This window comes from Paenisporosarcina sp. P4_E4_2 (genome assembly GCF_056401595.1).
This window is the reverse complement of record NZ_JBFUJC010000089.1, coordinates 1-10,255: the sequence shown is the minus strand read 5'-3', so window position 1 is coordinate 10,255 and position 10,255 is coordinate 1. Positions and strand designations below refer to the sequence as shown.

Annotated in this window: 13 protein-coding genes and 1 pseudogene; 6 read left to right on the top strand and 8 right to left on the bottom strand. The window is 39.6% G+C overall.

Going from position 1 to position 10,255, the window contains the following annotated elements:
- From AC1DSB_RS08545 to AC1DSB_RS08535, 3 genes and pseudogenes are all read left to right on the top strand, one after another.
- Positions 1-316: pseudogene (locus AC1DSB_RS08545) on the top strand (peptidyl-prolyl cis-trans isomerase); the annotation flags it as partial.
- A 12-nt stretch (positions 317-328) separates the two neighbouring features.
- Positions 329-532, top strand: a complete 204-nt coding sequence (locus AC1DSB_RS08540; RefSeq protein WP_016427816.1) for a YlaI family protein — start codon at positions 329-331, stop codon at positions 530-532.
- A 59-nt stretch (positions 533-591) separates the two neighbouring features.
- The gene (locus tag AC1DSB_RS08535; protein WP_477586446.1) at positions 592-987 is read left to right on the top strand and encodes a hypothetical protein; all 396 of its coding nucleotides are present in this window, start codon (positions 592-594) and stop codon (positions 985-987) included.
- On the opposite strand, the gene AC1DSB_RS08530 is transcribed toward AC1DSB_RS08535, so the two are convergent.
- Together AC1DSB_RS08530 and typA are read right to left on the bottom strand one after the other, a co-directional pair.
- Positions 984-1,313, bottom strand: a complete 330-nt coding sequence (locus AC1DSB_RS08530; RefSeq protein ID WP_016427818.1) for a YlaH-like family protein — start codon at positions 1,311-1,313, stop codon at positions 984-986. The two genes, AC1DSB_RS08535 and AC1DSB_RS08530, sit on opposite strands and share 4 nt — an antisense overlap.
- Before the next feature lie 25 nt (positions 1,314-1,338).
- Positions 1,339-3,186, bottom strand: coding sequence for a translational GTPase TypA (gene typA / locus AC1DSB_RS08525; protein ID WP_016427819.1), 1,848 nt, complete (start codon positions 3,184-3,186; stop codon positions 1,339-1,341).
- A gap of 115 nt (positions 3,187-3,301) precedes the next feature.
- On the opposite strand from typA, the gene AC1DSB_RS08520 reads away from it, so the two are divergent.
- Positions 3,302-3,487, top strand: a complete 186-nt coding sequence (locus AC1DSB_RS08520) for a YlaF family protein (protein WP_016427820.1) — start codon at positions 3,302-3,304, stop codon at positions 3,485-3,487.
- Positions 3,488-3,602: 115 nt separating this feature from the next.
- Here AC1DSB_RS08520 and AC1DSB_RS08515 read toward each other — a convergent pair whose 3' ends face one another.
- Together AC1DSB_RS08515 and AC1DSB_RS08510 are read right to left on the bottom strand one after the other, a co-directional pair.
- Entirely contained in the window at positions 3,603-4,394 is a 792-nt protein-coding gene (locus AC1DSB_RS08515; protein ID WP_477532533.1) for an inositol monophosphatase family protein, read from the bottom strand.
- A 108-nt stretch (positions 4,395-4,502) separates the two neighbouring features.
- Positions 4,503-4,700 carry a hypothetical protein gene (locus AC1DSB_RS08510; protein WP_477532532.1) on the bottom strand — a complete coding sequence of 66 codons (198 nt, stop codon included), beginning with the start codon at positions 4,698-4,700 and terminating at the stop codon, positions 4,503-4,505.
- A 156-nt stretch (positions 4,701-4,856) separates the two neighbouring features.
- On the opposite strand from AC1DSB_RS08510, the gene AC1DSB_RS08505 reads away from it, so the two are divergent.
- A complete protein-coding gene (locus AC1DSB_RS08505) occupies positions 4,857-5,480 on the top strand; it encodes a YktB family protein (RefSeq protein ID WP_477532531.1) in 624 nt (207 codons plus the stop codon).
- 210 nt (positions 5,481-5,690) lie between these two features.
- Here AC1DSB_RS08505 and AC1DSB_RS08500 read toward each other — a convergent pair whose 3' ends face one another.
- Positions 5,691-5,969: a UPF0223 family protein gene (locus AC1DSB_RS08500; RefSeq protein WP_016427824.1), complete on the bottom strand. Its 279-nt coding sequence runs from the start codon at positions 5,967-5,969 to the stop codon at positions 5,691-5,693.
- Positions 5,970-5,987: 18 nt separating this feature from the next.
- Positions 5,988-6,944 (bottom strand): NAD(P)H-dependent flavin oxidoreductase, encoded by a 957-nt coding sequence (locus AC1DSB_RS08495; RefSeq protein WP_477586444.1) that lies wholly within the window; start codon positions 6,942-6,944, stop codon positions 5,988-5,990.
- Positions 6,945-7,119: 175 nt separating this feature from the next.
- Between AC1DSB_RS08495 and AC1DSB_RS08490 the strand changes: the two genes are divergently transcribed.
- Entirely contained in the window at positions 7,120-8,589 is a 1,470-nt protein-coding gene (locus AC1DSB_RS08490; RefSeq protein WP_477532529.1) for an aminotransferase class I/II-fold pyridoxal phosphate-dependent enzyme, read from the top strand.
- 59 nt (positions 8,590-8,648) lie between these two features.
- Here the strand turns inward: AC1DSB_RS08490 and AC1DSB_RS08485 are convergent, their stop codons facing one another.
- Together AC1DSB_RS08485 and AC1DSB_RS08480 are read right to left on the bottom strand one after the other, a co-directional pair.
- Positions 8,649-9,485, bottom strand: coding sequence for a polysaccharide deacetylase family protein (locus tag AC1DSB_RS08485; protein ID WP_477586442.1), 837 nt, complete (start codon positions 9,483-9,485; stop codon positions 8,649-8,651).
- Between the two features lie 110 nt (positions 9,486-9,595).
- Positions 9,596-10,255, bottom strand: a 660-nt coding sequence (locus tag AC1DSB_RS08480; protein ID WP_477586440.1) for an FAD-dependent oxidoreductase, incomplete at its 5' end; no start/stop codon positions are given.

Here is a 10,255-nt window from a genome sequence, read left to right as displayed (position 1 = left end):
AGGTGCAACCTATCCTCCAACGTTGAAAACCGAGAAGAAATACGAGAAGACAAAAATCCTGACAGGAACTTTTGGTATTTACTTAAAACATTTTCTAAAAAATGCTGAAGTAAATAAAAACGCAAAATCAGTAATTATTGAAACTGAGAGTGGTGAAGAACATTCTTTCACCTTAGAACAAGCAGATTCACTGATTTTCAAGTATAGCCAGGATGGCAAACCTTTAAATGAGGATGGCCCTGTTTATGTCCTTCTTGCAGATGGATCCAACTTGGAAAATCCCATCAAGCATGTTCAAGCAGTACGAGTAGATTAGGAGGTCGTTTCGATGCGTGTAAAATGTGTCATTTGTGATACCATCAACCAATTGCCTGATGATTCACCACAAGCAAAAAAATTGCGCAATCGACCAATTCATACGTATATGTGTGATCCCTGCCACGAGCGTATTGAAGAAAAAACGCAAGCTAGATTGGCAACTGGTGACTTTGTTTTTTATAAAAGCTCACGCAGAATTGAAGAAGATTTCTAATGTTCACCTTCCCCCGTTTTGTCAATTCTCTTTACATTGGCATATTTAGCGGGATATTATTGGGACTTTTAATGAAGTTCATTCAATCTGTAACGAATATAAAAGTCTATACTTTATTACTGAATGTTGACTTCATTCCATTTATCGGTGAAGTACATTTGCCTGAAACGATTGAGTTCTTGTTTCATGTACTCATCTCTATTGTCATCACGTTTGTCTTTGTTGGACTTGCGGATCGGTTGCATGTAGAAGATAGTCTTCCAAAACTATGGTTACTCAGTTTTTCCCTTTGTTTACCGACCTTTGGCTTATATTTTCTGCTAAGTGAACTTGCTATTAAAGACGTCCCTGAATGGGATGATTGGCATGCTTTTGCGTATTGGACTCTCGGACATTTGTTTTATGTTTGGATACTTCCCATGTTATATAAAAAAAAAAAAAAAGAGAAGCACTAGCTTGCGCTAGCGCTTCTCTTTTTTTCATTATGCAAACGAATTTTATACAAAATTAATATCATTGCGGCGATAACTAATCCTTCTACTATTGGCAGGAAGAAAGCTAAAAAAGTAAGCATGATACATCCGATTAACAAGAATAAGTAAATCACGATGTTTTGACCAACTCTTAATTTTTTGGCAAATCCTAATTTGTATACTACCGCGGATAGCAAGAAGATGACAAGGTACAAAGCGTACCCTGCCACATCGTAGTTGGGAAGGATTTCATAAAGGAAACGCGCAACTGGGTACATATTGTCATAGACAAATTGCTGTTCTTCCAAGATTTCTCAACCTCTTTCCATACGATTAATTATTTTCTGCCGTTTTAGCTTTTTTCGTTACACGTTCACGTTCGTTTTTATCAAGAACTTTTTTACGTAAACGAATTGATTGAGGTGTGATTTCACAGTACTCATCATCGTTTAGGTATTCAAGTGATTCTTCCAACGTCATGATACGTGGTTTTTTACGTGTAGTTGTCGCTTCTTTGTTTGCAGAACGGATGTTATTGGCAGCTTTCATTTTCGTAATATTAACAGTTAAGTCGTTATCACGAGTATGTTCTCCAACGATCATACCTTCATAAATATCAGTACCTGGTTCAACGAAAATTGTACCGCGGTCTTCAATTCCTAGAATTCCGTACTCAGATGCTTGTCCTGTAGCCATTGCAACAAGAACACCTTTACTACGTCCACCTACGCGACCTTTTTGCATTGGTTGGTAGCTATCGAATGTGTGGTTGATGATTCCGTATCCACGAGTTAACGTCATGAATTCAGTTGTGTAACCAATTAATCCACGAGCAGGAACCATAAAGATCAAGCGTACTTGACCAGAACCATTGTTGACCATATCAAGCATTTCGCCTTTACGTTCACCCATTGATTCAATAATTGAACCAACATGCTCTTCTGGGACATCAATTTGTACGCGTTCAACCGGCTCACAACGAACACCATCGATAACACGAACGATAACTTCTGGTTTAGAAACTTGTAATTCGAAACCTTCACGACGCATGTTTTCAATCAGGATTGATAAATGTAATTCCCCACGACCAGATACAACCCATGCATCAGGAGAGTCAGTTGGATCTACGCGAAGAGATACGTCTGTTTCAAGTTGAGATTGAAGACGCTCATCAATTTTACGAGATGTTACCCATTTACCTTCACGTCCAGCAAATGGACTGTTGTTCACTAGGAACGTCATTTGAAGAGTTGGCTCATCAATACGTAAAATTGGTAATGCTTCAGGATGCTCAGTAGGACAAACCGTCTCACCAACGTTAATGTCTTCCATACCAGAAACGGCAATCAGATCACCAGCAGAAGCCTTTTGGATTTCCACACGTTTCAGACCCATGAAACCAAACATTTTAGTAACACGGAAGTTTTTCATTTTGCCGTCAAGCTTCATTAGTGAAACTTGTTGTCCAACTTCCATCGTTCCACGGAATACACGACCGATACCGATACGGCCAACATAATCGTTGTAGTCAAGAAGAGATACTTGGAATTGAAGAGGCTCTTCTTTGTTATCTACTGGAGATGGGATGTGTTCGATGATTGCATCATAAAGTACTTGCATGTTTTCATCTTGCTCTGCAGCAACTGAAGAAAGACTTGCAGTACCGTTCATACCTGATGCGAAAATAACAGGGAATTCCAATTGATCGTCGTTTGCTTCCAATTCAATGAAAAGTTCAAGAACTTCGTCCACTACTTCTTCAGGACGAGCAAAGTCACGGTCAATTTTGTTTACAACTACGATTGGTTGCAAGTTTTGTTCCAAAGCTTTTTTCAATACGAAACGAGTTTGTGGCATACAACCTTCATAAGCATCCACAACAAGTAGAACACCGTCTACCATTTTCATGATACGTTCAACTTCTCCACCAAAGTCAGCGTGTCCAGGTGTATCAAGAATGTTGATTTTCACATCTTTATATTGAATCGCTGTGTTTTTAGCAAGAATCGTAATACCGCGTTCGCGCTCGATATCACCTGAATCCATTGCACGCTCGTCCACATGTTCATTTGAACGGAAAGTACCGGATTGTTTTAATAATTGGTCAACTAAAGTTGTTTTACCATGGTCAACGTGGGCAATAATTGCAATGTTTCTTAAGTCTTGACGTAAATTAGTCATTGTTTCACTCCATATTCTTTTTTCGAGTCCTTAACTGTGTTATTATAGCACATGTTGTAACTATTTGTCTGATTTAGAATTGTAAGAATATTATCGCTTTTGTGGAGGGTACTTTGTGAAAAATATTAAATGGGTATTTGTACTATATTCCCTATTAGCTTTATTATCGATGTTTGCAATTGGAATATCTGTTGGTTTACGCAGTGTAATCGGTATATTCGCCAGTATTGCAATATTGATCTTTGTTATGGGATTCGGTTTTAAAACCAAAAAGAAAATGCGTGACGAAGGAACATTATAAAAACACTACGTTGCAAATAATATTTAAAGGAAGGAAGGAATGGTTTTACACCGTTCCTTCCTTTTTATTTGGCTATTTTAAGCAATGCTCCTAAATGCATTTTATTAAATAACCTTTATATAAGCGTAATATAATTCTCAATTAATGAATCGTGCAAACTTTGTCGTGCAACAATAAATGTATCTTGTCCTAAAAACTTTAACGGTTGTCCTTTTAAATTAGTGGCAATCGCGCCAACTTCTTCAGCAATGACAACTCCTCCCGCAACATCCCACGGTGAAAGTCTCATGGACATGTAAGCATCAATACGTCCCGTGGAAACATACGCAAGTTCCAGCGCTGCAGACCCATATGAACGGATTCCGCGTACATCTTTGACCAATCGTATAAGACCTTCATTGTCAACATGACGATTCGGTACTACCCAACTCGCATTCATTCCAATAATTGCTTTGGAAATCGTAGTGGCTTCCAACATTGGAATTGGTTCATCATTTAAATAAGCTCCATGCCCTTTTTGTGCACTGTATAATTCGTCATGCATGACATCATAAATGTAACCGAAAAGTCCGATGCCATCTTTATAAATCCCTAATGATATGGCAAAATTCCGTTGTTGATGAATAAAATTCATCGTTCCGTCTATAGGATCCAACATCCATACGTAGCCTTCCAATGATTGAAGGGCATCACCGAAACCTTCTTCCCCTAAAATAGAGTGGCCTTCGTAATCTTTACGGATATGCTGAATGAAAAATTGTTCGATTTCTTTATCAATATTGGTTACCAAATCATTGGCATCCACTTTAGATTCTATAACCAATTCATGGGTCAATGAGTGGCGAATCTTTCTGCCTGCTTCTTTTATTAATGCTTTTGCATAGCGATCGAGTTGTTGAAGTTCCAATGGATTAGCCGCCTTTCCAAATCATTCTCTTTCAATTATAAACAAAAAAAGACCTGATGTCAGAAATAGACGATCAGGTCTGCTTACGTATAAGGACTGGTTATTTCACTAATGTAAAGCATGAAGAGCCTTCAGTTGCTTATGAATATCGCCAAGCCTTACTTTGCTCTTGTCTATTTCCGCTTGATTTTTTTCTTGCATCGCATCGTACAAAGAGGCAAGTTCATAGTCAAGCTCTAATTTTAATCCCAAAATCATTTTTTTCTCAACATCCTCTTTACGAATGATGTGGACAACTTGTTTCATGTCTTACACCCCTTTTCTTTTGTCTAAATATTCAGAATGTTTTTTATACAATATGGCACAATGTTGGTTTTGTCAACTTCATAAAGCTTACTTACAAGATTTTTTCCCATTTTTTGATTAAACTAAACATACGAAGTACGAAAGGTGGAAAAAAAGATGAAATATAAGTGGGAAAGTGAAGATTTTGAGGTTTTTCAGATAGAAGGATTAGAACATCGTATGCAATCTTTGATTGAAAAAGTCCGACCAAAGTTCGAAGCATTCGGTCATACATATGCATCATACTTTTCAAGTAAAACGGGCGATGAATTCTATCCACATGTCGCTAAGCACGCCAGACGCTCCGTTAATCCGCCCAAGGATTCATGGGTGGCATTCGCACCATATAAACGCGGTTATAAAGCTCTTCCCCATTTTCAAATCGGTTTATGGGGGACGCATGTATTCATTATCTTGGCTGTCATTTATGAAGCACCCGATAAAGTACAAATAGCAGAGAGATTATTGAAAAAGAAAAGTTTATTTAAAAAACTACCTCAGGACTTTATCATTTCCGGAGACCACATGTCGCCAGAAGCAATTCAACTCAAAGGTGCTCATAAAGAACAATTGCCCGCACTGTTGACGAGGTTACATGATGTCAAAAAAGCTGAGTTTTTAGTCGGCCGCCATCTGCCTAGCGAAATGGCAATTGAAATGTCAGCAGAAGAATTTGCATCATTTGCTGAAGAAACGTTCGAAGCATTACTACCAATTTATCATGTGATGGTGAAAAAATAACTTAACATATTTACAAGTGTCCTTATGCGGCTAGCTCGTATAGATAATAATCAATAGGATAGTTTAACAGAGCCTATAATAAAAGAGGTAATCGGCTCCCTTTCCGCGGACGATCAGGCAAGCCTACTCGGGCCAGCAGGATGTTGGTCACGAAGGCGTTGCGTACGATAAAAAAGAAAATACTACAGAAGTAAATAAAGGAACAGGGGATTATTTCCCTGTTCCTTTTATAATGGCGCCTTTAGTTGTCTCTTTCATTTTTTTGATGATTGGATAACAAATATATCCGCTTTCTTTTTCGAATTCTCTGAAGTAGGTTTTCTCTTCTGCCATTGATGGAACCACATCTTTGAATCGTCTATATTTTTCCATTAATACTTCTCGGTTTACGCCTTGTTCATATGCGTATTCTATGACTTCAAAAAATTGAACAACGGCAATAATTTCTTCCGTCGACCAATCTTTTGAAAATGGATATGAAAAACTCATGTTTTTTTCACCCTTTCCTTAATTCCATTTTACTCGGAAGTCTTCCGCTTGTGAAATCATTCTAGAAATTAGTTGTTCCACAGATGGGACATCATCAATCAATCCGGCTACTTGTCCAGCCCAACCAAACCCATGTGAAGTATCACCTTTATAAATATATTGTTTGTTTGCTTCGCCACTAATATACTCTCTTAAAGCCTCGTAAGTAGGTGTCGCAGCTTCAATGTCACGAATTTTTTCCGTCCACGGATTGATCAATGCGCGTGCAGGAGCGCCAATCGAGCGTTTGATAACAGTCGTGCCAGTTTCAGAACTATCTACTAACGCTTGCTTATAAACTTCTGAGGCATGTACGCATTCTTTGGTCACAATGAACCGAGTACCCATTTCGATTCCTTCAGCTCCTAGTGCAAGTGCAGCCATTAAACCTCTGYCATCCCCTATTCCACCTGAGGCGATGACAGGAATGGACACAGCATCCACAACACGCGGTACAAGCACCATGGTTCCAACGTCATCGCGGCCCAAATGCCCTCCACCTTCCTGGCCCACAACCATTACAGCATCAGCACCGAGTTCTTCTGCTTTTTGTGCTTGTCTTGTAGCAGCAACTAGCACGAGTTTTTTTATATCGGTTCCTTTTAGTTGATCAAAAATCGGTGTCGGATTCCCTCCAGTCATTGACACGACAGATACTTTCTCCTCTATGGCAACTTCAAGCATATGCGAAAACGGCCGTCCCTGATCACCAATTGCAAAGTTTACACCGAATGGCTGATCGGTCATTGTTCGTACTTTATGTATTTCTTTTCTAAGTGCCTCTGGTGATTCCAGGCTCATTGCCGTTATCTGACCAAGGCCGCCAGCATTCGAAACAGCTGCTGCCAAATCTGCATAGGCAAGGTAGGCAAGTCCACCTTGAATGATTGGATATTTAATATGTAATAAGTCCGTAATCCGTGTTTGCCAGTTCATTTTTCAATTCCCCCTAAATAATTAATTGTATTATATTCGATTTTATTGTCGAAATTCCTCTAATATTTATGGTCATCTGCAGTTCTAAATGCTATAATTCACTTGTTTTTCATTTTCAATCGGTGTTCAGGACTTCTTGGATGCTGTCATTAAGAAAGTTGAGGTGGTACGACCATTGTCTCAGTTAGAAACCCCTTTATTTGATGCCTTGCTGAAGCATCGCAACCGACATCCTATTCAATTTCACATTCCCGGTCATAAAAAAGGAAATGGTGTTGATCCTGCTTTTCGTGAATTCGTAGGCGATAATATTCTTTCCATAGACTTAATTAATATTGCTCCACTTGATGATTTGCATTCACCAAAAGGTGCGATTAAAAAAGCTCAGGAATTAGCTTCCGAAGCTTTTGGTGCCGACTTTACATTTTTCTCTGTGCAAGGAACCAGTGGTGCTATCATGACGATGATTTTAAGTGTTGTCGGTCCTGGCGATAAAATTCTGGTACCACGCAATGTTCACAAATCCATCATGTCTGCAATTGTCTTTGCAGGTGCAATTCCAGTATTCATCCACCCAGAAGTGGATCCAGAACTTGGCATTTCACACGGAATATCTGCTGAATCGGTTGAAAAAGCTTTGGGTGCTCATCCAGATGCAAAAGCTGTACTTGTGATCAACCCAACTTATTTCGGCATTGCTGCTGATTTGGCACGCATTGTAGAAATATCCCACAGTCGTAATATTCCGGTATTGGTGGATGAAGCACATGGTGTCCACATCCACTTCCATGAATCTTTGCCTGTCTCAGCGATGGCTGCCGGTGCGGATATGGCTGCTACTTCCGTTCACAAACTGGGCGGTTCGATGACACAAAGCTCAGTCTTGAATGTTCGGGAAGGTTTAGTTTCGCCTAAGCGTGTTCAATCCATTTTGTCCATGCTAACTACAACTTCTACATCGTATCCGATTCTGGCTTCTCTCGATACTGCGAGACGCCAATTAGCTATTCATGGTCATGACTTATTAACAACGACTATTCGATTGGCAAAAGATACACGAAAGCGAATCAATCAAATTCCAAACCTACGATGTGTGGGCGAAGAAATTTTGCGCACTTCTGCAACATACGATATGGATCCTACTAAATTATTAATAAGTGTCAAAAATTTAGGGATTACAGGTCATCAAGCCGAAGAATGGTTGCGAGAGAAAGCAAACATTGAAGTTGAATTATCCGATTTATATAATATACTCTGCATCGTGACGATTGCAGATTCCAAAAAAGAAGTGAACTTGCTTGTCAATGCTCTTCAGCGCATGTCCCAATCACTCGAAGATGAAGCTGAAATCGTGGAAGCTTTTGTAACCATGCCAGATATTCCACGTTTAGCCATGACGCCTCGAGATGCCTTTTATGCAACAACTGAAGTTGTACCGTTTGCAGAATCTGTAGGACGTATTTCCGCTGAATTTATTATGGTATATCCACCTGGTATCCCTATTTTCATTCCAGGGGAAATTATTACGGAAGATAATATCGCCTATATTCATATGAATATCGAAGCGGGCTTACCAGTTCAAGGTCCTGAAGACGACGAATTGAAGTTGATTCGTGTCATTAAAGAACATAAGGCTTTCTATTAATGCAACAAGGCTGAGACTCCTCTAATAGGAACGCTCAGCCTTTTCTTAATTGTAGGTCATTATTGACCTGTTACACCTTGAATTGTCGCAGGATCAATCATGCCGTATCCTTTTGCACGTAAACCTTCCACAATCCCACCAAGGGCTTCTGCGGTCCATACTCGATCGTGCATTAATAAGTTCGCACCGTTCGTCAAATACTCCGTGTTGACCATTATATCTTTCAAAGCATTGGCATCCTGATATTTTGATTCCCAGTCGTAGCCGTATGTCCAATTCATCAAAAGCATGCCTTGTTCTTTTACCAAAGCTTTACTGAAATCAGTGTTTGATCCGAATGGGGCCCTGAAGAACTTAGGTTTCTCCCCGATAATAGCTTCGATAGTTTCACTTACTTTCATGATTTCTGCACGCTGTTCTTCTTCAGTGAGTTTTTTCAAATCTGCATGCGTTTGCGTATGATTTCCAATAGCAAAGCCCATGTTATGTATTTCTTTTAATACCGCTTTCTTTTCATCACTATCCAAAAAGTGTCCATTCACAAAGAAAATGGCAGGTGCATTCAAAGATTTCAATGTTTTTGCCATTTCAAGTGAACGCTTGTCTGGTGCGTCATCAATGGTCAAAAGTACAACTWTGGAAGGCGCATTAGCAATTGGTTTGAACGACCAATTGGCTTCATTCAATGTATAGAGCGGTTTTGCTGGTGCAGTTTCTTCCTCAGAAACTTCTGCTTCATTTGCTTCATTAACTTCTTCAGTACCTTTATCATCATCAACTTCTTCATCGACTTCCTGTTGTGTCGGCGCTGAGGTAGGTGTCTTCGTTTCTACGTCACCACATGCTGCCAACATTAATACTAATAAACTCATACTCATTAATTTTGTGTATTTCATGATGTATCACCGTGACCCTTTCAATTGTAATTTTAGCATGTTTTCCCACTATCTTTCCATAAACGACAAAAAAAGCCGTACAGGTTGCCCTGTACGACTCTAGTATTACCTTATTTCGTAATGATATGAATTGGGTGACCCATTACTACTTCAGCAGCTTCCATTGAGATTTCGCCCAATGTTGGATGTGCATGAATAGTCATAGCAATGTCTTCTACCGTCATACCGGCTTCAATTGCCAAACCAAGTTCAGCAATCATATCAGAAGCGCCCTGTCCGACAATTTGAGCACCTAACAACAAGCCATCAGATTTACGTGAAACAAGCTTCACGAAACCGTCTGTTGCGTTCAATGCCAAAGCACGACCGTTAGCACCGAATGGGAATTTCCCAGCCGTTACTTCAAAGCCTTCTTTTTTAGCTTGTTCTTCATTTAAACCAACTGTTGCAAGTTCAGGATCTGTGAAACATACAGCAGGGATTGCTAAATAATCCACTACAGAAGTTTGCCCAGCGATAACTTCAGCTGCCACTTTACCTTCATAAGAAGCTTTGTGTGCAAGTTGAGGTCCTGAAACTACGTCTCCAATTGCAAAAATGTTTTCGATGTTTGTACGAACTTGCTTGTCAACTTCGATCAAGCCGCGTTCGCCCATTTTAAGGCCGATTTCTTCAAGACCCATTTCATCCGTGTTTGGACGACGGCCAACTGTTACCAATACATAATCAGCTTCGACTTTTTTCTCTTCTCCGCCCGCTTCGTACGTAAC

Excerpts from the sequence above, each read along its gene's own strand:
- typA (WP_016427819.1), bottom strand. The coding sequence starts at position 3,186 with ATGACTAATTTACGTCAAGACTTAAGAAACATTGCAATTATTGCCCAC.
- AC1DSB_RS08505 (WP_477532531.1), top strand. The coding sequence starts at position 4,857 with ATGAAATATAAGTGGGAAAGTGAAGATTTTGAGGTTTTTCAGATAGAA.
- AC1DSB_RS08510 (WP_477532532.1), bottom strand. The coding sequence starts at position 4,700 with ATGAAACAAGTTGTCCACATCATTCGTAAAGAGGATGTTGAGAAAAAA.
- AC1DSB_RS08540 (WP_016427816.1), top strand. The coding sequence starts at position 329 with ATGCGTGTAAAATGTGTCATTTGTGATACCATCAACCAATTGCCTGAT.
- AC1DSB_RS08500 (WP_016427824.1), bottom strand. The coding sequence starts at position 5,969 with ATGAGTTTTTCATATCCATTTTCAAAAGATTGGTCGACGGAAGAAATT.